The sequence below is a fragment of the Arenibacter sp. F26102 genome, assembly GCF_023015865.1.
Taxonomy (GTDB): Bacteria; Bacteroidota; Bacteroidia; order Flavobacteriales; family Flavobacteriaceae; genus Arenibacter.
On record NZ_JALKBC010000010.1, the window covers coordinates 78,695 to 101,469 of the forward strand.

Genomic DNA, 22,775 nt, shown 5'->3' on the forward strand with positions numbered 1-22,775 from the left:
ATTAAAAACCCATATATTTATATCCAAGTTGATGGAAAGATAGAAAGGGTATGAAGGTTCTAGTAACAGGTGCAACAGGTTTGGTGGGGAGTGAAATTGTAAATTTGTGTACACAGAATAATATTTCTGTAAATTACTTGACCACCAGTAAGGATAAAATCGTTTCTCAAACGGGCTATAATGGTTTTTATTGGAATCCCAACAAGAATGAAATAGATATAAATTGTTTTAAAGGGGTTACTGCAATAATCAATCTGGCGGGTTCAAGTATTTCCAAGAGATGGACCAAGAATAATAAAAAGAAGATACTAAATAGTAGGGTAAATTCCTTAAGAACTTTATTGGGGGCTATACCCAAAGAAGGTATGCATAGTATTAAAACACTTGTATCCGCATCCGCAATAGGCATCTATCCTAATTCCTTATCCCACTATTATAGGGAAGATGAAGAAGCGGTGGATGACAGTTTTTTGGGGGAGGTAGTATCCATTTGGGAGAAGGAGGTAGATGCATTTGAAAAAGTCAATATTAAAACCGCCAAAATTCGGATAGGTTTGGTTATGTCCAATAAAGGAGGAGCTTTGCCCGAAATGGCCAAGCCTATAAAATATTATCTTGGGGCAGCCATGGGTTCTGGGAACCAATGGCAATCCTGGATTCACCTACAGGACCTGGGCAGGATATTTCTACAAGTTATGACCAAGGAGCTGACCGGGATATATAACGGTGTGGCACCAAATCCCGTAACCAATGTTAAGCTAACAAAAGAACTGGCAAGGGTTTTGGATAGGCCCCTATTTCTGCCCAATATTCCGAAGTCGATGATGCGTTTAATTTTGGGAGAAATGTCTTATTTGTTATTTGTTAGTCAGCGGGTAAGTTGTAAAAAAATTCAAGATTCGGGATTTGATTTTATCTACCCAAACATATGTAGGGCCCTGGAAAATATTTATGGGGACATGGGTGAACAATTGCCCAGTGATACACTTTATAGAAATGAGTTTGTTTCCTAGAAGTTATTAGGGAATAGGAGAATTGTGAACATCCGTCATTGACGGATGTTTTTTTTATAAAGTTTAATGACATTATGACATTTTTAAAGAATTGGCAGTACTTTTGCCACTTCAAATCGGAAGTATATAAATATATTTTAAATGAGCAACGAAAATAAAACAGAAGAAATGGAAGATGATGTTCTGAATAATATAGAAAGTCAAGAAGTGGAACAGGACAATTCATCTGTTGGGAACGAAGATTTAGAAAAAGAGGAAGAACTTAGCCTGGAAGAGCAATTACAGGAAGATCTTAATAAGGAAAAAGACAAATTTTTACGTCTTTTTGCGGAATTCGAGAATTATAAAAGGCGTACCTCGAAGGAAAGAATGGACTTGTTTAAAACTGCAGGCCAAGAAGTTATTGTATCATTATTGCCAGTAATCGATGATTTTGACCGTGCACTAAAGGAAGTCTCCAAATCTGAAAATCAGGAGATGTTCAAGGGAGTGGAATTAATAAGCAATAAGTTCAAGGAAACATTGAAAAATAAGGGACTTCAAGAAATTGAAGTAAAGCAAGGAGATGCCTTTGATGCGGAATTACATGATGCCATTACCCAAATTCCAGCTCCTAGTAAAAAGTTGAAAGGCAAAATAGTAGATGTAGTAGAAAAAGGTTTTAAACTGGGCGATAAAATTATACGCCATCCAAAAGTAGTTGTTGGAAATTAAAAATATTTTATGAAGGAGGATTATTATGACATCTTGGGCATTGGAAAAAATGCCACAGCGGCTGAAGTAAAAAAGGCTTATCGCAAAAAGGCAATAGAGTATCATCCTGACAAAAACCCGGGTGACGCTAAGGCTGAGGAAATGTTTAAAAAAGCGGCAGAGGCTTATGAGGTTCTAAGTGACCCCAATAAGAAGGCCCGTTATGATCAATACGGACATGCAGCCTTTGATGGCAGCGGCGGTTTTGGCGGCGGCGGAATGAACATGGATGACATTTTTAGTCAGTTCGGGGATATATTTGGTGGTGCCTTTGGCGGCGGTGGCTTTAGTGGTTTTTCCGGATTTGGCGGTGGTGGTGGTCAGCGACGTGTAAAAGGAAGCAACTTAAGAATTAGGGTTAAATTAACCTTGGAGGAAATTGCCAATGGTGTAGAAAAGAAAATTAAGGTAAGGAGAAAGATTCAGGCAGAAGGTGTTACATACCAGACCTGCGGTACCTGTGGTGGTCGTGGCCAAGTAACCAAAATTACCAATACAATTTTAGGTAGAATGCAGACCGCAGCTACTTGTAGCAACTGTGGGGGTAGTGGACAGGTGATCGATAAAAAACCCAGCGATGCGGATGCCAATGGATTAAAGGTTGCAGAGGAAACTGTTAGTATTAATATTCCTGCAGGAGTAGAGGATGGCATGCAGTTGAAAGTACCTAATAAAGGAAACGATGCCCCAGGAAATGGAGTTCCAGGAGATTTGTTGGTTGCAATAGAAACTGAAGAGCATGAAACTTTAAAGAGGGAAGGAGATAATCTTCATTACGATCTATATATCAGTATCTCCGAAGCCGTATTGGGTACCTCAAAAGAGATTGACGCCGTGGGCGGTAAGGTAAGAATCAAATTGGAGGCCGGTATACAATCCGGTAAAATCCTTAGATTAAGAGGTAAAGGTATTTCTAGCCTTAATGGGTATGGCAGTGGGGATTTACTGGTTCATGTAAATGTCTGGACGCCCAAGGAGTTGAATAAAGAGCAAAAAGATTTTTTTGAACGCATGCAGAATAACGAGAATTTTGAGCCTAGACCAGAAAAATCAGATAAGTCTTTCTTTGAAAAGGTTAAGGATATGTTCTCCTAAATAGCGTGCAAATTTAGGTTTTAAATAAAAAACGTATATTTGAGATAATATTGGGAAACCAGTATTATTTTCTTTTTCATAGCAATTTTTTTTCCCATCCTTGATTCGTTAAGGGTGGGTTTTGTTTTTTAGTGAAACCCCGTGTTTATAAGCTCCAAAGTGGCACAATGAACACGGCAGGTTGAACTAATCCCGCCTTTTTTATTTTTTTTGGCGATTTAATCCACGTTAAGGTTTTTTGTTGAAACCCGATTTTTAGGTTGGTATTTTTTTAATGAAACATTGTATAGTTAGCCATTTTTAATGGGGATATGCATCGTAGAGGCTTTATTTGTCTTCTTTTTTATGGATATATTATTTTAATATTTCACTTGGGCCTTGGCTCATAATACTATCATGGTAAAATTATGTGAAAAAGCTTAAAAAGGAATAATTTATAAAATTCCAGCCTATCTCTTACATGGCAATTATATATCTTTGAGGAAATTGCGTGCATGAATAATATATTGGTCGCTAAAGAGGTTTCCAAGCAGTTTGGGAACCATATAGCTCTCAACAAAGTTTCATTGGAAATTCCCAAAAACAGTATCTACGGTCTGTTAGGTCCTAACGGAGCAGGGAAGACTACTTTAATACGGATAATTAATCAAATTATATATCCAGATCAAGGGGCAATTTATTTTGATGGCAAGCCTTTACAGCCCCACCACATATCCATGATTGGATATTTACCTGAGGAAAGGGGGCTTTATAAAAGTATGAAAGTAGGGGAGCAGGCCCTATACCTTGCCCAATTAAAAGGACTTTCCAAGGCTGATGCAAAAAGCAGATTAAAATATTGGTTCGATCGCTTGGAGATCGGGGATTGGTGGAATAAGAAAATACAGGAACTTTCGAAGGGAATGGCTCAAAAGATTCAGTTTATCGTCACGGTTTTGCATGAGCCAAAGCTTTTGATTTTTGATGAACCGTTTAGTGGGTTCGATCCCATAAATGCCAATCTTATTAAGGATGAAATTCTTCAACTAAGGGATAAGGGTACCACCATTATATTTTCTACCCATAGAATGGAATCGGTGGAGGAATTATGTGAATATATTGCACTCATACACAAGTCGGAAAAACTTTTGGATGGAAAACTTAGTGATATAAAAAAAGCTTATAAGAACAATATTTATAAAGTGGGACTGGGTGTTCAAAGTACCAATGGGCTATTGGAAGATTTAAAAGATAAATTTCATATTCTTTCTTCGGAATATGTGGATGGAGGTATTCAGTTAAATTTTACAGTTCAATTGCCTTCTGATGATACAGGCCCTTTTCTTTCCCATTTGTCCGGTAAGGCAAATGTTAATAATTTCACGGAAACAATTCCATCGGCCAACGATATATTTATTAGAACCGTTCAAACTAAATAATATTTATGGGTAAGTTATCACTCATCATAAAACGGGAGTATTTAGCAAAGGTTCGAAATAAATCCTTTGTGGTCATGACGTTTTTAAGTCCAATCCTTATGGTCGGTATGGTTGCTCTTGTTGTTTATTTAACCAAGATAAATGATAATGAAATAAGGACTATTGGAGTCTTGAATGAGAGCAATTATTTTTCAACCGATTTTCAGGGTACGGAAAGTACCTCCTTTGTTAAGATCAGGGATATTGATTTGGAGGCTGCCAAAGATTCAGTCCAAAAAATTGGGTTTTATGGTCTGCTATATATCCCTGACGAGCCGGACTTGGAAAAGGTAGCCAGTAGGTCTTTCTTTTATACCAAGGATTCTCCGGGATCTAATATTTTGGACAATTTGGAAGATGTCTTTGAGGATCGTTTGAGATTGAGAAGATTACAGGAATTAGGAGTTTCTGTATCCGATTTTGAAAGCGTAGGTAATAACTTTGAAATTAATACGGCCAATTTTTCCGGCGAACAGAATCTGAAAGGTATAACTGAAATAAAAGCGTTTATAGGTGGGGCATTTGGGTACCTGATCATGATGTTCATCATTATATATGGTGGATTTGTTATGCGAAGTGTGATAGAGGAAAAAACAACTAGGATAATAGAGGTTATCATCTCTTCGGTGAAGCCTTTTCAGCTTATGTTGGGGAAAATTATAGGAACTTCCTTGGCAGGGGTCACCCAGTTTGCTATTTGGATCATTTCCGCCATTTTAATGTTTGGAGTGTTAATTCTGGTTTTCGATATTGATCCATCGGGATTGAATTCAGGGGCCTCCAATGCTCCTGGCTTGGTTGGGGGTGCAGCGTATATGGCAGCATCAGATTCCGCCATGCAATTATATGCCAATGAACTTTTTAGGATACCTTGGATTATGCTTATCACTTTTTTTCTGATCTATTTTATATTGGGGTATTTAATTTATAGTTCAATATATGCGGCAATAGGGGCTGCGGTAGATAATGAAACTGATACACAACAGTTTATTTTTCCTATTATTCTCCCCTTAATGTTAGCCATTTATGTGGGTTTCTTTTCTGTTTTTAATAACCCCCATGGCCCAATAGCTGTGGCATTCTCTTTATTTCCTCTAACATCGCCCATTGTAATGCTGATGCGACTGCCGGGAGGTATAGGAGAAGGTGGCGTGCCAATTTGGGAGGTGGCAGTGTCCATTCTTTTGTTGATCGTTACCTTTATAGGTATAGTTTGGCTGGCGGCAAAAATTTATAGGGTAGGGATTTTGATGTACGGGAAAAAGCCATCCTATAGGGATTTGCTTAAATGGCTGAAATATTAGTATGGTAGAAATAAAGAATATTGTCAAGGCCTTAAATGATTTTCTTGCCTATAAAATTTTGGACGGTGATAAGGTAGATATTACTGCAGGCACATTTTTAACGATTATTATTTCTGTAATTGTTGTAACCTACACACTAAAATTGGTCCACAAATTGGTTACGTCAAAGTTGCCAGAGGAGCATCAAAATAAGTTTATCAGTATTTTTGGATTTTTGAGGCACCTATTTTATATCATGGTGGTATTGGTTGTCCTGCGTACCTCCGAGGGTAATCTTACTGTACTGTTGACCGTCTCTGCTGCGCTGTTTGTGGGCTTGGGGTTTACCTTGCAATATTTGTTTCAGGATATCATTTCTGGTATTTGGATAAATATGGATCAGTCCCTACTTGTAGGGGATATTGTTGAGGTAAATCAAAAAGTAGGGCAGGTTTTTGAAATACGGCTAAGGACTACCAGGGCACTTACCAGGGATGACAAGGTAATCATAGTTCCAAACCACCAATTTTTAACAGATAGTATTTATAATTATACCCAAAATCATAAAAGCACTAAAGAGAGCGTTAAGATTGGGGTGGTGCATGGGAACAATGTCAATTTGGTGACCAAAATATTGGAAAATATCGCCAGTGATCAAAAAGGAGTTTTAAAAATCCCAAACCATTTATCCTCTTTGAGGATTTTGGGGATACCGCTTATTGTTTTCCATTAATTTTTATGTTAACGACAGTTATGGATATCCAAAAATTAAAAGTGCTATGAGGTATAGAATAGATACCAAATTTAGGGAACACGAAATAAGTATACCCTTTCCGCAAAGGGATATTCATTTGTTTCAATCCCGTCCATTACAAACAACACAGGTAGAAAAAAATAGTGCAGGGAATGAGAATTAAAATAGAAAAATTAGGATTTATATTTGGATTCCTTTTGTTGGTGAATTTTAGTCCTGCGCAGACACCTGATGTTTTTAGGCTGGAGTATATGTTGATGCCCAGAAATACAGCTGAAGCAAAATTATCACGAATAAAATTGGTGGCCAACTTGCCTATTAAAGTTGGTAAGAACGACAATATTATTGTTGGAGCAGAATACAATCGTATAGCCTTTGATCTTAATCGTGGGGCGCCATATGAAGATGAAATAACAGAAACATTTCATGTGGCCGATTTAAATATGGCTTACATATTGCAGTACAATCAGGACTGGCGCTTTGTAGGAGTCGTTACTCCTCGATTGTCGTCTACATTGACCAACGATATAGGTGATGGCGATGTGTCCTTGAACGTTACCGTTGGGGCATTACGGGATAGGCCGAATATAGAAAAACCAACGCGATTAGTATTGGGAGTGGCTTATAATTCAACTGTGGCGGTAAGAATTCCATTGCCTTTGGTTTATTTTGAAAAGAGGTTTCATCCCAATTGGGCATACGTTGTTGGAGCGCCCAAGAGTGGAATGAAATACTTTTTTAATGACAAACATATGCTTCAAACAGAATTTATAGTGGACGGATATTATGTAAATTTACAGAATACGGTGATTAGCTCCGATTCCGGGATTGCTTCTTCCATTTCAACTTCTGTTGCCTTGTTTACTTTGGGGTATCAATACGCTGTGGCCAAAAATATATTCTTTTACGGTTATGCCGGGCATACCTTGTTTCAAGCAGGGGTATTGAGGGATGATGATCGAAATAATATTTTTACATTGAACGACCAACCTAGTTTCTATTTTAGAACGGGTTTTAGAATTGGAATTTAAAATACTTAGTTATGTCTAGAATATTGGTTATTGAGGATGAATCGGCTATTAGAAGGGTTTTGGTTAAAATTCTTTCTGAAGAGAATGAAAACTATAAAGTAGAGGAGGCTGAAGATGGTTTGATAGGGTTGGAAACCATAAAAAAAGATGATTTTGACCTTGTTTTATGCGATATAAAAATGCCCAAAATGGATGGTGTAGAGGTTTTGGAAGCCGCACGTAAAATAAAACCTGAAATTCCTTTTATCATGATTTCCGGACATGGGGATCTGGATACGGCAGTGAACACCATGAGGATCGGAGCCTTTGATTATATTTCCAAACCACCAGATTTAAACAGGTTATTGACTACGGTACGCAATGCTTTGGACAGAAAGGAATTGGTAGTAGAGAACAAGATCTTAAAGAAAAAGGTCAGTAAGAACTATGAAATGATTGGGGAGAGCAAGGAAATCTCAGCAATCAAGGAGATGATAGAGAAGGTGGCTCCTACAGATGCCAGAGTCCTTATTACGGGAGCCAATGGTACGGGAAAGGAACTTGTGGCACATTGGATCCATGAAAAAAGCGAGAGAAATGCCCACCCTTTGATAGAAGTAAATTGTGCGGCAATTCCGTCCGAATTAATTGAAAGTGAGCTTTTTGGGCATGTCAAAGGAGCTTTTACATCAGCGGTCAAGGATAGGGCCGGTAAGTTTGAAGCGGCCAATAATGGCACCATATTTTTAGACGAGATAGGGGATATGAGCCTGTCGGCACAAGCAAAAGTACTACGTGCATTACAAGAAAATAAAATAAGTAGGGTTGGTTCCGATAAAGATATTAAGGTAAATGTTAGGGTGGTCGCCGCTACAAATAAGAACCTAAAGAAGGAAATAGAAAGCGGAAAGTTTCGTGAGGATTTATACCACAGACTGGCAGTTATTTTAATAAAGGTTCCTGATCTAAACGAGAGAAGGGACGATATTCCATTGCTTATAGAGCATTTTTCCGAAAAAATTGCCTCCGAACAAGGAAGCGCACCCAAGAAATTTTCTTCAAAGGCTATTTCCTTATTAAAGGGATATGATTGGACGGGAAATATTCGCGAATTAAGGAATGTTGTGGAACGACTTATAATTCTTGGAGGAAATGAAGTAACCGAAGAGGACGTAAAGTTGTTTGCGAGTAAGTAGGTCGCATATTTTGGTAACTTAATTCATCCTTTACGTCTTTAAAGGTGAATTGAAATTCAAGAATGAAAACTTGCCGTAGCTTACCAAAGCGTTGATACTGCTATATCTTTGCAATATGGGGTTGCCCAGATCAAGTTTATGGAATGCTTTGTGATCAATGCATAGGGACAGTTGCTATTTTTTGCAGTCACCAAGTCGCTCAAGGGCCTTGGCTGCAATTTCCTTGGTTTTCAGATTATAGTATTTTTTGCCTTCGGAAAGGTTTGGTTTCAAAAGTTGCTGTTCACAGATATCATAAACGTTTTGTGTGAATGCCAAGGCTTCTTTACAATCCACCGACTCCACTACCTTGGCCAAGGATACTTTAAACTTTTCCAAGGCGATATCTACTTTGTTTTCAAGGGTTTTATTGTCCAAAGGTTGATGGGATTTTTTTTCTGCTATTGAAGTCTTGGTATTCATGGCCAAAACATCATTATTGTATCTACTATCATGGGAGTCGTGTTCATCCAGGGCTTCTAAGCTTCCAGAGGCGTTGTCCAATGCTTTTTTAAGTAATATTTTGGCACTTGCTAGGGAAGTCGCCTTGGTGGCGTTGGTTAAATTAACAGAACTCTCATGGATAAGCTCCATGGCATGATCACAGCCGCAATCTTCCAATTGGGACTTGGATTTAACTATGGCATTCAATGCCTTATAAGCAAAATACTTGGACATATTAATGTCTTCGGTGGCTATTGCCTTTTCAGTTTGTGATTGAATGTAGCCAATATTGGAACCTGCGTATTCGCAGGCTTTATTATTCTTAAATGAGGAGAAAATAAGCATTGCAAAAGAACAAACAGCTATAACGGAAAGTCTCATAAAGTAGGTTTTAGTTTCTTGATATACTGGGAAATATAACCTTGTAAAGGTAATCCTACGACTTTATTTTTCCATGTTTTTTCGACGAAGTACCTTAGTAGGTTTTATTTTTAGACGAACTGAAGCTTTCTTCGGATATATGGTGAATTTATTTTCATCTTTTTCCGATGGTCAATCGATAAAATCCTTAATCTCTCTTCAATAGTCTACTAATAAGGTAAAGTAATTCCTTAAATTTTAGTTCTCTATGATTAGCTTTCTGTTGCCATAATGTTTTAGGCAGTCTTCAAATTTGTTTCAAATATCATGGAAAACCGGTTTCCTTAGAAATTGAAGCTTTAACTTTTAGGTAAATTGAATAATTTCATATATTTTTTGTTTTTAATTGCTCATAATGTGAGCACTAAACATTATCCATGAAAAATATAGAGGTAGGGACTTATAGGGTTGATAGCGAAATTAATTTGGTGAATTTAGATACTAGGGAAGATTTAGACTCGTCTGATAAAAAATTGGGGAGGGCACTGAAAAATATTAGGATTGAGCTGGGGGAGTTTCAGGATACCATGTATGCCCATGGCAAATACAGCGTGCTAATTTGTTTGCAGGGTACTGATACAGCAGGGAAGGACAGCCTAATTCGGGAGGTATTTAAAGATTTTAATGCTAGGGGAGTGGTGGTCCATAGTTTTAAGGTGCCAACTGAGTTGGAATTAAAACACGATTATATTTGGCGACACTACATAGCCCTTCCGGCCAAGGGTAAATTTGGGGTCTTTAATCGCACACATTATGAGAACGTATTGGTGACAAGGGTGCATCCGGAGTATATTATGAATGAACATATCCCTGGAATCCACAATGTGTCGGATATAGACCAAAGTTTTTGGGACAAACGTTTTGAACAAATAAATAATTTTGAGCGCCACATTGCAGAAAACGGAACTATTATTTTTAAATTTTTTCTGCATCTATCCAAAGAAGAGCAGCGACAGCGTTTGTTGCGTAGGTTGGCATTAAGAAAGAAAAATTGGAAGTTTTCCCCGGCCGATCTAAAGGAAAGACTAATATGGGATAAATACCAAAAGTGTTATGAAGAGGCAATAAACAATACCTCAAAGCCTCATGCCCCTTGGTTTGTGGTTCCTTCTGACAATAAAAAGGCTGCCCGGGTCATTGTTGCCGCTATTTTGCTGGAAGAGTTAAAAAAATACAAAGATATAAGGGAACCGGAACTGGATGATAAAATAAAGGCTAATTTAGAAGAATATAAAAAACAATTGGAAAACGAATGAGGTATTTATTGATAGTATTTTTACTTATTGCAACACATATAGAAGCGCAGAATAATGATCAAAATAAGATTGAGGAAATTTATAATTCGGCCCTTACCAATGGTAACGGTTATGCTTGGTTAAATTATCTGTCCAACCAAATAGGCGGGCGACTTTCCGGTTCGTTACAGGCACAGCAGGCGGTAGATTACACCAAAAAAATCTTGGATTCCATGGGCCTGGATCGGGTTTGGCTCCAGCCCGTAAAGGTACCTAAATGGGTAAGGGGTACTCCCGAATTTGCCTATATAGAAAGTGACCCGGGATTAACTAATAATGTTCCTATTTGCGCATTGGGAGGGTCTGTTGCTACACCTTTTGGAGGTATTAAGGCTGGGGTAGTGGAAGTAGATGGTATTGAAGGATTAAAAGCTTTTGGGAAAGAAAAAATACAAGGGAAGATCGTGTTTTTTAATAAACCTATGGACCCTATCAATATTAACACCTTTCAGTCTTATAAAGGTTGCGCGGACCAGCGCTATTCAGGTGCTGCCGAAGCCGCTAAATATGGTGCCGTAGGAGTAATTGTTAGATCTTTAAATCTGAGGTTGGACGATTTTCCCCATACTGGGGCAATGAGTTATGGGGATACTCCAATGGGAGATAGGATTCCCGCAGCGGCCATCAGTACAAACGGGGCCGAATTGCTCAGTACCACCCTAAAATTGAATCCCAGTATAAATTTTTTCTTTAGACAAAATTGTAAAATATTACCGGACACAGATTCCTTTAATGTAATAGGGGAGATAAAGGGGAGTACTTATCCGAATGAGGTTTTAGTGGTAGGTGGCCATTTGGATTCCTGGGATTTGGGAGATGGTTCGCATGATGATGGTGCTGGATGTGTTCAAAGTATGGAAGTCCTAAGGTTGTTAAAAGCTACCGGATATAAGCCTAAACGGACCATAAGAGTGGTACTCTTCATGAACGAGGAAAACGGACTTCGCGGGGGTAAAACTTATGCGGAGCAGGCCGCCAAGAATAATGAAAAACATATTTTTGCCTTGGAAAGTGATTCTGGTGGATTCACCCCCCGTGGCTTTTCATTTGATTGTGACCAGGCTAATTTTAGTCAGGTAGAAAGCTGGAAAAGTTTGTTTGAACCCTATTTGGTGCATTTGTTCATTAAAGGAGGGAGTGGTGCGGATATTGGACCTTTAAAAAATGACAATATTGTTTTAGCAGGCCTAAGACCTGATTCCCAACGTTATTTTGACCACCACCATTCGGCAAATGACACCTTTGCTCATGTAAATAAAAGGGAACTGGAGCTTGGAGCGGCTTCTATGGCCAGCTTAATCTATCTCTTTGATCAATATGGGATTAAATAATTGCTGACGGCAGCCAAACAATTATTTAAGATATTCATGAGGAACCCTAGATTTCTTTTAATTAAAATAGGAGTTCCTATTGTACTTTCTATGTTCCCTAGATTTTTCTAAACAGAAAACTTATCCTTACCTTTGCAGACTAATAAAAAAACAGCGATATGCAAGACGGAATTTACGCAAAATTCAATACTTCGAAAGGAGAAATACTGGTAAAGCTTTCTCATGATAAAACACCTGGGACGGTTGGTAACTTTGTAGCCTTGGCAGAGGGCAATTTGGAGAATAGTATCAAAGCACAAGGTAAGCCATATTATGATGGTTTAAAATTCCATAGGGTTATTCCAGATTTCATGATTCAAGGTGGGTGTCCACTTGGAACAGGAACTGGCGATGGTGGTTATAAATTTGACGATGAATTCCATCCAGATCTTACACATGACGCACCTGGAGTACTTTCAATGGCCAATGCAGGTCCTGGAACAAATGGAACCCAATTTTTTATAACCCATGTGGCTACTCCTTGGTTAGACAACAAGCATACTGTTTTTGGACATGTTATTGAAGGGCAGGATATAGTGGATGCCATTAAACAAGGTGATAAAATTGAAAGTTTAACTATTGAAAGAGTTGGGGCCGAAGCAGAAAAATGGAATGCGGTTGAAGCATTTAGAACTTTTGAAGGCTCTAGGGAAAAGCGACTGGCGGAAGAAAAGAAAAAAATGGCTGCCGAATTGGACAAAGTAGCGGCTGGTTTTAGCGAAACTGAAACTGGACTTAGGTATAAAATTGTTCAAGAGGGAAAAGGAACCAAGGCTGTAAGTGGAAAAAATGTTTCCGTTCATTATGAAGGGTCTTTGTTGGACGGACAAGTTTTTGATTCTTCTTATAAGAGAAAGGAGCCTATAAGCTTTCAGTTAGGTGTTGGTCAGGTAATTCCAGGATGGGACGAAGGTATAAGCTTATTGAAAGTAGGGGACAAAGCCAGGTTTGTTATTCCATCTAATTTGGGCTACGGTAGTGCTGGAGCAGGAGGGGTAATTCCACCAAATGCGACCCTGATATTCGATGTTGAATTAATGGGGATTGGTTAAAAACCTAAGCTATATAAATTTGAAAGGTTCTAAGAAATTAGAGCCTTTTTTTGTGGCCAAAGGTAGGGAGATCATAGGCCGATATAAGACATTAACCCCGTTGGCTTAGAATGGGATGGAGCAAAGAAGTTACTTTGTTAAATCTATTTTTATCTTTTGGTCCTATTAAGACTTAATACCAATAGTGCAATATTTATTACCAACAAGGACAATAGGATGGTGAAAAAAGTGGTCATGATATAGTTATTTATAATGGTGTATACTCAGTGTTTTTTTTGGTAGATGATAAAAGGTTTGAAAGGTTGCGTAAAAAAAATATATATTACCTGGGCTGGAGATAAATCTGTAGTGTTTGATCTGGAAGGGAATAATTTTGAGTACCGTTGTTATTCAACTTTACTCACTAAGTGAGATTTGAATGTTCCGGCGATTGACCGCCTGAACGGAACGGGCAGGGGCCCACCTAGAAAGGGTCCGGAAGGCCCGGCCACACGATCAGCCCGGAGGCGAAATGTTATCGGTAGTTTCTTTCATATGCCAAATGGGCATGCCTTGAGGTAATTGACTTTCGTTTCAATAAAAAAACCCATCCTAGTGGATGGGCTCTATTTTTTAAAAAAAATTGTACCGTAATTATTAAATCACTTTTACATTTACTGCGTTCAATCCTTTTTTACCTTGTTGTAATTCAAATTCTACAACATCACCTTCGCGAATTTCGTCGATTAAACCAGAAATGTGTACAAAGTGATCTTCGCTTGAGCCATCTTCAGTGATAAATCCGAAACCTTTGGAGTCATTGAAGAATTTTACTGTTCCTTTATTCATTATAAAAAATTAAAAAAATTAAATTATGTGCGAAGATAGGGTTTAATTATTTAACTACATGATTTTTTGATAGTTATATTTATTTGATAGGGTCGGGATATGTCCGGGTATTAAAATTAAACAGCTAATTAACTGTGCGTTAATGGTCTTGGTCCAATACTTTTTTCTCAAACCAATCAAATTTTATGTTGTACTTCTTCCTTATTTGAATGATAATGAAACATGCTTAAATGTTTCTGGCGATAGTGCTATATATTAATATCTTGCTGTCTTCAATTAAATATTGTCGAGAATCTAGTGTTCTTAAACAATAAAGTCCTCCTTAATTATTGGAAGACTTCATTGTTCTAAAATTATTACTAGGTGTTGAGAAATTAAATATTTGGCTGCGGTGTCATCCTTAAATAAGGTTTAATTTCTTCCACCCCTTTCGTAAATATTTTTTTCGCATCTTCTGTATTTATGGAAGGACTTATTACAACCCTATCGCCATTTTCCCAGTTCGCAGGAGTAGCTACCTTGTGATAGGCCGTTAATTGAAGCGAATCTATGACTCTTAGCAATTCGTGAAAATTACGACCTGTAGATGCGGGATACGTAATTATTAGTTTAACCGTTTTGTCCGGACCTATAATATAAACGGAACGTACTGTTAAGCTGTCATTTGCATTTGGATGAATCATATCGTACAAGGTGGAAACCTTTTTGTTCTCATCGGCAATAATAGGAAAGTTAACAGTGGTGTGTTGTGTTTCATTAATGTCTTTTATCCATTCTCCGTGCGATGCCACTCCGTCAACACTAAGAGCCAACATTTTAACGTTTCGTTTGTCAAATTCTGCTTTAAATTTTGCAGCTGTTCCCAACTCGGTTGTACAAACAGGAGTGAAATCTGCAGGATGTGAAAATAAGATACCCCATCCATCGCCTAAATAATCATATAAATTGATCATTCCCATCGAACTATCTGCTGTAAAATCAGGGGCCGCATCGCCCAATCGTATAGTTGCCATATTTTAGTGATTTAATTAAAGATTAATATCCTATAAAATTAGTAGATTACATCGGAATCAACTTTTTTAAAAGGTTAAAAAAGTATTAAAATTTAACAAAAATGAATAGTCCTTTAAGTATTATTAAAATCAATTTTGTTTCATTTTTTGATGGCTTATAACATTTTAAAAATCAAGGCGTAGTGTATTTATTTTGATTTATTTTTTTATAAAATATATCTACAAAAGAAGTAATTGGGATCAAATAAGAAACCAAATTTAAGGTCATACCTGGGAACCGGATCAAAAGGGGAATATTTATAATATCAACACAGTTATTTAATTGGACATCTATTAATTTGAACCAAACTTCTTTAATTTTATGGTATGGAAGAAAAAACTTTAGAAGAATTGAAATATCCCATTGGACATTTTGTTTTTACCCAAAAAGTAAGTGATGTAATTTTGTCCGATTGGATCTCTGAATTGGAGGCACTGCCTACCCGGTTGGAAGACTTGGTAATTGATTTAAATCAGGAGCAATTGAATACTACTTACCGTCCAGATGGGTGGACTATAAGACAAGTGGTCCATCATCTTGCGGATAGCCATCATCACAGTTATACCAGGTTTAAATGGGCTTTGACGGAGAATAGACCAGTGATCAAAGCCTATGATGAAAAAGAATGGAGTAATTTATTTGATGCCAATCATGCACCAATTATTTTGTCGTTGAATTACCTTAAGGCACTGCATGCAAAATTGGTTTACCTTTTAAAGGGTTTGTCCAAGGTAGATTTGGAAAGGGTTTACATTCATCCCGATGGCAATGTAGAGGTAAGCCTTATGGAAAATATTGGAAAATATGCTTGGCATGGCAATCATCATTTGGCACATATAGAAAGTTTAATAGACCGGAAAGGTTGGAATATTCCATAAATTCTGTTGGAATTGTACAATTTATAACTATGCTAAACCTATTTGCAATCCATTACAAGATAAGATAATGTAGAAGTCTAATTGGGGTTATTGTTTTTTCCACTTTATGTTGCAACCCATACTTGGTTTTTGGTTTGCGTTTATTTCCTTTCCTTCCAATAGGGAGTCCATGGCAGCTTTTAGATCATTTCCGGTCACAGGAATTCCGTTTCCAGGACGGGAGTCATCAAACTGACCACGATATACCAATTTTAAATTAGCGTCGAATAGGTAGAAATCAGGTGTACAGGCTGCCTCATAAGCTTGGGCTACCTCTTGTGTCTCATCATACAGATAAGGAAAAGAATACTTTTGCTCCACACTGATCAATTTCATTAAATGTGGAGCGTCTTGCGGATAATTTTCAGCGTCGTTACTGGATATTGCAATGAATGAAATATCTTTAGTTTGATATTCCGTTGCGGTTTTAACGATTTCTGTGTTCAAATGCTTAACAAAAGGACAATGGTTGCAAATAAACATAATAACAGTGCCCTTGGAGCCCTTTAATTCTTGAAGGCTTATGTATTTTTCCAATGTAGTATCGAGCAATTTAAAGTTAGGGGCTATTGTGCCCAAGGGCAACATATTACTTGGTGTATTCGCCATGACTTTAATATTTTGAGGATAGATCCTATACAAAGTTAAAGGAAATTGTAGATTTTTGTATAAGGATTGTGCATTAGTTGTTTTTAAATGAACCTTCATGAAAGGGACTGGAAGATATTTTATGCAACAATATGGGACCACAAGGAATTTTAATGTAGTTGAATGCTGCAGGCAGAAGGAATAATTTTGCACAGTCCTATGTGTCTTTGAATCCTCATGCTGAGAAATGAGGCCTTTTGAGAGACGCCTATGGTTCATTTTTAGGTAATCTGCCCAAGGATATTAATGATAAAGTCAGAATTGTTAAATGAACGAAACTATTACATGGCCCGATTTCTCCAAAATAGATATGAGAGTGGGCACCATTATTGAAATAAACGATTTTCCAAAAGCCAAAAATCCTGCCTACCAGATACACGTGGATTTTGGTGCGAATCTGGGGATAAGGAAATCTTCGGCCCAAATCACGCAAAGGTATACCAAGGAAGAACTTTTGGGAAAACAGGTAATTGCGGTGGTAAATTTTCCTAAAAAACAAATTGCAAATTTTATGAGCGAATGTCTTATATTAGGGGCTGTTGACGGTTCCGATGTAATATTGTTGCAGCCGGAGGCCAAAGTGGACAATGGACTTAAAATTTCTTAATATTTGACATCTATCCCCCTGGACAAGATCCTTATAGACTTTAATGAGCAATCTCTTTGGGTGCTGAACATAGCTCTGGCCCTCGTGATGTTTGGGATTGCTTTGGATATTTCCCTGGATGATTTTAGACGATTGGCAAGGAAACCAAAACCTCTTTTCGTAGGTGTTTTGAGTCAGTTTGTATTGTTGCCCGCTATAACTTTTGTTTTGGTGATACTGATAGAGCCTTTGCCCAGTATTGCATTGGGCATGTTTATGGTAGCTGCTTGTCCAGGTGGCAATATTTCCAATTTTATTACGCATTTGGCCAAAGGCAATACGGCCTTGTCCGTTAGCTTAACAGCTGTAGCTACTTTATTGGCAGTGGTGATGACTCCTTTGAATCTTCAATTATGGGGTTCCTTTTATGGTCCAACAGCCGTCCTATTACAGGAAGTGGCCATTTCACCTTTTGCTATGGTAAAACTGGTGGCTTTACTCTTGGGGTTGCCACTAATTTTGGGCATGTGGATAAATCATATAAGTCCAATTTGGGCCTTCAAAACTGCTAGAGTTTTGAAGGTGCTCTCCCTAATGTTCTTTGTTATGCTCATTTTCGTGGCCTTATATGACAATAGGGATACTTTTATGGAGTATGTTCTCTACGTATTCTGGATCGTGCTCTTACACAATCTGTTGGCTTTTGTTACAGGTTATTCAGTGGCAAATCTTATGGGGCTGACACAAAGGAACAAAAGGACCATAGCCATTGAAACGGGAATCCAGAATTCAGGATTGGGCCTGCTCCTGATATTTACTTTTTTTGAGGGTATGGGAGGGATGGCCCTTTTGGCAGCTTTTTGGGGAATTTGGCACCTGGTGTCCGGATTAACATTAGCTACTTTATGGGGATATAGACCAATTGATAAAGAGGAATTTGTTTGAGGAAAATTGGATATCATTTTTTTAGGGTTTGGTTGCGTACGGCATTGACCTTCTATTTTGCCAAAATAAAAATTGAAGGCTTGCATCACTTACCTACAGGGAAGCCTATTATGTTCTTGGCAAATCACCAAAATGCTTTGCTTGATGCCCTTTTAGTAGCAACCCATTGCAATCGGAAGCCTTATTTTTTAACCCGATCCGATGTGTTTAAAACGACGGCATTAATGATGCTTTTCGAATTTTTGAGGATGATTCCCGTTTATAGGATAAGGGATGGTAAGGATTCCTTAAAAAGGAATACGGCCATTTTTGAACGTTGTTCCAATCTATTGCGAAGGGGAGAGGCTATACTTGTTTTTCCAGAAGGGAACCATTCTTTAAAACGTAGGGTCCGACCTTTAAGTAAAGGCTTTACCCGTATTTTGTTTTTGGCTTTGGAAAGTAATCCTTCAATGGAGATAGGTATTGTACCTATTGGGGTGAACTATGCAAATGGGGCAGAATTCCCTGACAAAGCGGCATTGTATTATGGTAAAGAAATAAAGGTTCAGGATTTTTTTGACAAAGACGATATATCTGGATCTACAAGCCGTTTGAAGGAGGAAGTATATCATCAATTAAAAGAACTTACTACACACATTGAAGAAGAGGCTAGGTATGATGATATAGTACAAAAATTGGACCGCTCCGATGTGGATTATTTAAATCCCAAAGCGGTTAATCTAGTTTTGGAAAACGAGGCAATACTCAATCCTAAATCCAAAGGAAAAGTATCGCCATTTAAGTACTTGTGGAAAGCGTTCTTTATGGTGTTGAATTTTCCCATGATAATCTTATGGTCACAATTTATTAAACCCAAAGTAACAGATAAGGAATTTTTGAGTACTACCCGCTTTATGTTTGCCTTATTGATTTATCCTTTGCAGTGTCTCGTTTTGCTGGTTGGGTTGTTGATGCTCTTTAGTTGGCCGGCAGCCTCAATGATTTGTTTGACTTACCTAATCCTAAATGTAGTTCTTGTAAAATTGCAGTGGTAATGTTGGCCCATAAGTTTAATTATGTGTTTTTATAAAGTAGACATGCAAGGAATAGCAGAATACAGGGCTACCGGATAAATAATCTGGGGAGTGATAAAATAAAAACGGCCACTGAATACAGGGGCCGTTTTTATTTTATTAAAACACGATTAAATTAAATATCGTCGAAGCTTACATCTGTAAAACTGTCTGTGGAATTTATAGATCCATTTCCCTCAGAATCTTCCTTCTTAAAATCTTTTTGATGACGTTCGGAAATTACTTCAGAACCCTTTTCATCAATAATGTAATCCATCATCTCATCCAAATTCTCCTTAAAGGCGGTAAAGTCTTCTTTGTATAAATAAATCTTGTGTTTCTTATAATGAAAAGAACCATCATCATGGGTGAACTTTTTGCTCTCAGTAACAGTTAAATAATAATCTCCTGCCTTTGTACTTCTAACATCGAAAAAATAAGTTCTTCTTCCTGCTCGTAAAACTTTTGAATAAATTTCTTCTTGGTCCATTAAATCTTTATCGCTCATTTCGTCTAGTGTATAGTTAATTTTTCATAGGTATATATCTGTCAAAAGTGGAAAAAAAAACCTAATCTAACAACATTTTTCTATTTTTCTTTCTCAGAAAGTTGGTGCATATACAGCTCTTTGTAGTATCCGTCAACAGAATTTAATTCTTCGTGTGTCCCTTCCTGCATTAATTTTCCGTTCTCCAAAACTATAATTTTATCGGCATTTTTGGCAGATGAGACCCTATGGCTTACTATTAGAGTGGTTTTATTTTTAGATTCGTTTTTTAATTGATTCAAAATTTCCTCCTCGGTTTCCGTGTCAACGGCAGAAAGGCAATCGTCAAAAAGGTAAATCTGTGGGTCCTTGAGGAGTGCGCGGGCAATGGAAACACGTTGTTTTTGGCCTCCACTTAGGGTAATGCCCCTTTCTCCCAAGATGGTTTCGTACTGTTTGTTAAAACCCATTATGTTTTCATGTACTACCGCTTTCTTGGCTACGGTAATAATTTCCTCATCCGTGGAATTTTCCTTACCAAACTTAATATTGTTCTTAATGGTGTCGGAAAATAGAAAAGCATCCTGAGGAACAGCTCCTATTGATTTTCGTAAGCTTTGAAGATTTAATTTTTTGATAGGAACATCATCAATCAGAATTTCACCAGAGTCGATATCGTACAAGCGGGCAATTAAATCCAATATCGTGGATTTACCAGATCCAGTTTTTCCTAGAATGGCAACCGTCTCCCCTTTGTTGATGGTAAATGATATATTGTTTAGGGCCGTAATGTTGGTATCCTCATAAGTGAAGGTTACATTCTTAAACTCTATTTTTCCTTCTATGGGGGTTTCCTTATCTACCGTACTGACTATATTGGGCTCTTCCTGCAAAAACTGATTTATCCTTTTTTGCGAGGCTTCTGCCCGCTGAACAATGGAGGTAACCCAACCTACGACTGCTACAGGCCATGTCAGCATATTTACATAGAGAATAAATTCTGCAATAATTCCAATCGATGCTATTTCACCATCAATGTATTGTTTACCGCCGACGTAGATCACGAAAATATTGCTTATTCCAATTAAAAGGATCATTAGTGGAAAAAACCAGGCATTCACCTTGGCAAGGTCCATACTTTTATTTTTTCCATCAATTGCTAAATTTTCCAGTTCGGTGTTTACCTGAGGTTCCAAGGCGTAGGCTTTAATAACCGAAATTCCTGAAAAGGATTCTTGGGTAAAGGTCGAAAGGGTTGATAAAAACTCTTGTACAATGGTACTTCGTTTATGAATAATCTTGCTGATCTGGTAAATTAATACAGATAGGACGGGTAAGGGTAACAATGCGTATAGTGCCAAAACTGGCGCTTTTATAAACATGAGCGGAACCAGGCACACGAAAAGTGTTAGTGTTTGAATACCGTACATTATGGCCGGACCGCCGTATAACCTTACCTGGTTGACATCTTCACTGATTCTGTTCATTAAATCGCCAGTTCTATTCTTTTTGTAGAAATTAAGGCTTAAAAGTTGGTAGTGATCAAATACTTCATTCTTTAAATCGTATTCAATATATCTGGAAACATTAATGATAGTCTGGCGCATTAGAAATGTAAAAAAGCCAGATAGCAAAGCCGCTCCCACAATAATTAGTATGTATTCCAGAAGCATTTCCTTTGCTTCGGCCTTCAAAATATCATTGCCTATAAAACCTTCCACGACCTCAATTGATTTCTTCACATAGGAAGGCATAACCAATTGAAAAATACGGGCTATCATGGTAATTACAATACCGACAAGCAGTTTAAATCGGTACTTTTTAAAATATTTATTTAGATGTTTAAGTTCTTTCATCCGATAGGAAACAGGAATTGTAGCATTATGGATTACAATTCGGCAAAGATAGTTTTTTGAATCTTAAACAAATGTTATAAATCACATAAGATAATACCGAAAAAGGTAGCTAGGATTAAAAAATATAATCCTACTTTTGTACCCGAAAGTTATATTTATTTTACTAAAGTTCTTTAAAAATGCTTACAAGAAGGCACATTAGGGTTAAAGTTATGCAATGTATTTATGCATTGACACAATCGAAGGATGATTCGCTTGCAAAACAAGAAAAATTTTTGAGAGTAAGCATAGAAAACATGTATACCCTGTACTTGTTAATGCTGAGTCTTTTTATAGAATTGCATGAAAGGGCACAGGATCAGGTAAATCTTTCTTCCAAAAAATATTTAAAGAACACCTCCGATTCCTATCCAAACAAGGAAAAATTCCTGGGTAATAAATTACTTCTCCAAATTTCTGGTAACAAATCTCTAAAGGATGAGTTGTCCAAAAGAAAACTGAACAACTGGTATTTAAACGAAGAATACATTAAGATTATTTACAAAGAGGTAATGGAAAGTGAAATATATAATAAATATATGTCCATTGCCGACAGTACTTATGAGGAAGACAAAAAGCTTGTTATAGAGTTGTTCCGGGAGATTATTGCACCTAATGAAAAGATCTATGATTATTTCGAAGATGACAAGTTAACCTGGGTAGATGATATTCCCATAGTGAACACCTATCTCTTAAAGCAGTTTAAAAAAGTAAAGGAAAGCAGTGTTCCATCTTATTTTTTACCACCGCTTTTTAAAGATGAGGATGATATGGTGTATGCCAACAAACTTCTGACAAAAACGCTGTTGAACAATTCCAAATTGGAACAAGAAATTGAAGGTAAAACGCCTAATTGGGACAAAGATCGTATTGCAGACATTGACGCCATATTATTAAAAATGGCAATTTGCGAACTTCTGAACTTTCCGTCGATACCGGAGAGGGTTACCATAAACGAGTTTTTGGAAATTGCCAAGGAATATTCAACACCCAAAAGCAGCATATTTATAAATGGAATTTTGGATAAGCTGGTTAGGGAGTATAAGGAGGATGGCAAACTAAAAAAAGTTGGCAGAGGTTTATTATAAGTAAATATTCCTTAATTTTGCGCAAATAAAAATTAAAACAGATGAAATGAGCCACAGTAATTCTTGAAATAAACCAAGATTTTTGATGGCGA

The 22,775-nt window shown here is 37.3% G+C and carries 23 protein-coding genes; 17 read left to right on the forward strand and 6 right to left on the reverse strand.

The features are described 5' to 3' along the window. The first annotated feature begins 50 nt into the window (after positions 1–50). The 9 genes from MWU78_RS14785 to MWU78_RS14825 all read left to right on the forward strand — a co-directional run bounded on the left by MWU78_RS14785 (position 51) and on the right by MWU78_RS14825 (position 8,561). Positions 51–1,013, forward strand: a complete 963-nt coding sequence (locus MWU78_RS14785) for a TIGR01777 family oxidoreductase (RefSeq protein ID WP_246999068.1) — start codon at positions 51–53, stop codon at positions 1,011–1,013. Between the two features lie 141 nt (positions 1,014–1,154). Continuing rightward, on the forward strand, positions 1,155–1,727 hold the full coding sequence (locus tag MWU78_RS14790; RefSeq protein ID WP_246999070.1) for a nucleotide exchange factor GrpE: 573 nt from the start codon (positions 1,155–1,157) through the stop codon (positions 1,725–1,727). 9 nt (positions 1,728–1,736) lie between these two features. Beyond that, positions 1,737–2,861, forward strand: a complete 1,125-nt coding sequence (gene dnaJ / locus MWU78_RS14795) for a molecular chaperone DnaJ (RefSeq protein ID WP_246999072.1) — start codon at positions 1,737–1,739, stop codon at positions 2,859–2,861. A gap of 494 nt (positions 2,862–3,355) precedes the next feature. After that, entirely contained in the window at positions 3,356–4,279 is a 924-nt protein-coding gene (locus MWU78_RS14800; protein ID WP_246999074.1) for an ATP-binding cassette domain-containing protein, read from the forward strand. Positions 4,280–4,284: 5 nt separating this feature from the next. Then, positions 4,285–5,622, forward strand: coding sequence for an ABC transporter permease (locus MWU78_RS14805; RefSeq protein ID WP_246999076.1), 1,338 nt, complete (start codon positions 4,285–4,287; stop codon positions 5,620–5,622). Position 5,623: 1 nt separating this feature from the next. Further along, the gene (locus MWU78_RS14810; RefSeq protein ID WP_246999084.1) at positions 5,624–6,334 is read left to right on the forward strand and encodes a mechanosensitive ion channel domain-containing protein; all 711 of its coding nucleotides are present in this window, start codon (positions 5,624–5,626) and stop codon (positions 6,332–6,334) included. A gap of 46 nt (positions 6,335–6,380) precedes the next feature. Then, entirely contained in the window at positions 6,381–6,518 is a 138-nt protein-coding gene (locus MWU78_RS14815) for a hypothetical protein (protein ID WP_246999086.1), read from the forward strand. Further along, positions 6,508–7,386 carry a DUF6268 family outer membrane beta-barrel protein gene (locus tag MWU78_RS14820; RefSeq protein WP_246999088.1) on the forward strand — a complete coding sequence of 293 codons (879 nt, stop codon included), beginning with the start codon at positions 6,508–6,510 and terminating at the stop codon, positions 7,384–7,386. The genes MWU78_RS14815 and MWU78_RS14820 overlap by 11 nt, the downstream gene beginning before the upstream one ends. 11 nt (positions 7,387–7,397) lie before the next feature. After that, the gene (locus MWU78_RS14825) at positions 7,398–8,561 is read left to right on the forward strand and encodes a sigma-54 dependent transcriptional regulator (protein WP_246999090.1); all 1,164 of its coding nucleotides are present in this window, start codon (positions 7,398–7,400) and stop codon (positions 8,559–8,561) included. A gap of 174 nt (positions 8,562–8,735) precedes the next feature. Here the strand turns inward: MWU78_RS14825 and MWU78_RS14830 are convergent, their stop codons facing one another. Then, the gene (locus MWU78_RS14830; RefSeq protein ID WP_246999092.1) at positions 8,736–9,425 is read right to left on the reverse strand and encodes a hypothetical protein; all 690 of its coding nucleotides are present in this window, start codon (positions 9,423–9,425) and stop codon (positions 8,736–8,738) included. Between the two features lie 416 nt (positions 9,426–9,841). On the opposite strand from MWU78_RS14830, the gene MWU78_RS14835 reads away from it, so the two are divergent. The 3 genes from MWU78_RS14835 to MWU78_RS14845 all read left to right on the forward strand — a co-directional run bounded on the left by MWU78_RS14835 (position 9,842) and on the right by MWU78_RS14845 (position 13,181). Then, positions 9,842–10,720, forward strand: a complete 879-nt coding sequence (locus tag MWU78_RS14835) for a PPK2 family polyphosphate kinase (protein WP_246999094.1) — start codon at positions 9,842–9,844, stop codon at positions 10,718–10,720. Further along, positions 10,717–12,090 carry a M20/M25/M40 family metallo-hydrolase gene (locus tag MWU78_RS14840; protein WP_246999104.1) on the forward strand — a complete coding sequence of 458 codons (1,374 nt, stop codon included), beginning with the start codon at positions 10,717–10,719 and terminating at the stop codon, positions 12,088–12,090. The genes MWU78_RS14835 and MWU78_RS14840 overlap by 4 nt, the downstream gene beginning before the upstream one ends. 158 nt (positions 12,091–12,248) lie before the next feature. Continuing rightward, entirely contained in the window at positions 12,249–13,181 is a 933-nt protein-coding gene (locus MWU78_RS14845; protein ID WP_246999106.1) for a peptidylprolyl isomerase, read from the forward strand. A gap of 636 nt (positions 13,182–13,817) precedes the next feature. On the opposite strand, the gene MWU78_RS14850 is transcribed toward MWU78_RS14845, so the two are convergent. Together MWU78_RS14850 and MWU78_RS14855 are read right to left on the reverse strand one after the other, a co-directional pair. After that, a complete protein-coding gene (locus MWU78_RS14850) occupies positions 13,818–14,009 on the reverse strand; it encodes a cold-shock protein (protein ID WP_103442091.1) in 192 nt (63 codons plus the stop codon). A 374-nt stretch (positions 14,010–14,383) separates the two neighbouring features. Further along, on the reverse strand, positions 14,384–15,022 hold the full coding sequence (locus MWU78_RS14855; RefSeq protein ID WP_246999107.1) for a peroxiredoxin: 639 nt from the start codon (positions 15,020–15,022) through the stop codon (positions 14,384–14,386). Between the two features lie 366 nt (positions 15,023–15,388). On the opposite strand from MWU78_RS14855, the gene MWU78_RS14860 reads away from it, so the two are divergent. Further along, positions 15,389–15,940: a YfiT family bacillithiol transferase gene (locus MWU78_RS14860; RefSeq protein ID WP_246999109.1), complete on the forward strand. Its 552-nt coding sequence runs from the start codon at positions 15,389–15,391 to the stop codon at positions 15,938–15,940. 87 nt (positions 15,941–16,027) lie between these two features. On the opposite strand, the gene MWU78_RS14865 is transcribed toward MWU78_RS14860, so the two are convergent. Next, the gene (locus MWU78_RS14865; protein WP_246999111.1) at positions 16,028–16,588 is read right to left on the reverse strand and encodes a thioredoxin family protein; all 561 of its coding nucleotides are present in this window, start codon (positions 16,586–16,588) and stop codon (positions 16,028–16,030) included. Positions 16,589–16,895: 307 nt separating this feature from the next. On the opposite strand from MWU78_RS14865, the gene MWU78_RS14870 reads away from it, so the two are divergent. From MWU78_RS14870 to MWU78_RS14880, 3 genes are read left to right on the forward strand one after another with little or no spacing between them, the layout of a single operon-like run. After that, positions 16,896–17,234: a tRNA-binding protein gene (locus tag MWU78_RS14870; RefSeq protein WP_246999113.1), complete on the forward strand. Its 339-nt coding sequence runs from the start codon at positions 16,896–16,898 to the stop codon at positions 17,232–17,234. A 3-nt stretch (positions 17,235–17,237) separates the two neighbouring features. Beyond that, complete coding sequence (locus MWU78_RS14875) at positions 17,238–18,158, forward strand: bile acid:sodium symporter family protein (protein WP_246999115.1); 921 nt, start codon at positions 17,238–17,240, stop codon at positions 18,156–18,158. Continuing rightward, complete coding sequence (locus MWU78_RS14880) at positions 18,155–19,195, forward strand: lysophospholipid acyltransferase family protein (RefSeq protein WP_246999117.1); 1,041 nt, start codon at positions 18,155–18,157, stop codon at positions 19,193–19,195. Before MWU78_RS14875 ends, MWU78_RS14880 begins: the two co-directional genes overlap by 4 nt. Positions 19,196–19,349: 154 nt before the next feature. On the opposite strand, the gene MWU78_RS14885 is transcribed toward MWU78_RS14880, so the two are convergent. After that, positions 19,350–19,721 (reverse strand): PUR family DNA/RNA-binding protein, encoded by a 372-nt coding sequence (locus MWU78_RS14885; protein WP_187583364.1) that lies wholly within the window; start codon positions 19,719–19,721, stop codon positions 19,350–19,352. 80 nt (positions 19,722–19,801) lie between these two features. Beyond that, positions 19,802–21,556 carry an ABC transporter ATP-binding protein gene (locus MWU78_RS14890; protein ID WP_246999119.1) on the reverse strand — a complete coding sequence of 585 codons (1,755 nt, stop codon included), beginning with the start codon at positions 21,554–21,556 and terminating at the stop codon, positions 19,802–19,804. Positions 21,557–21,735: 179 nt separating this feature from the next. Here MWU78_RS14890 and nusB point away from each other — a divergent pair, with 179 nt between their 5' ends. Beyond that, positions 21,736–22,683 (forward strand): transcription antitermination factor NusB, encoded by a 948-nt coding sequence (gene nusB, locus MWU78_RS14895; RefSeq protein ID WP_246999123.1) that lies wholly within the window; start codon positions 21,736–21,738, stop codon positions 22,681–22,683. Positions 22,684–22,775: the final 92 nt, after the last annotated feature.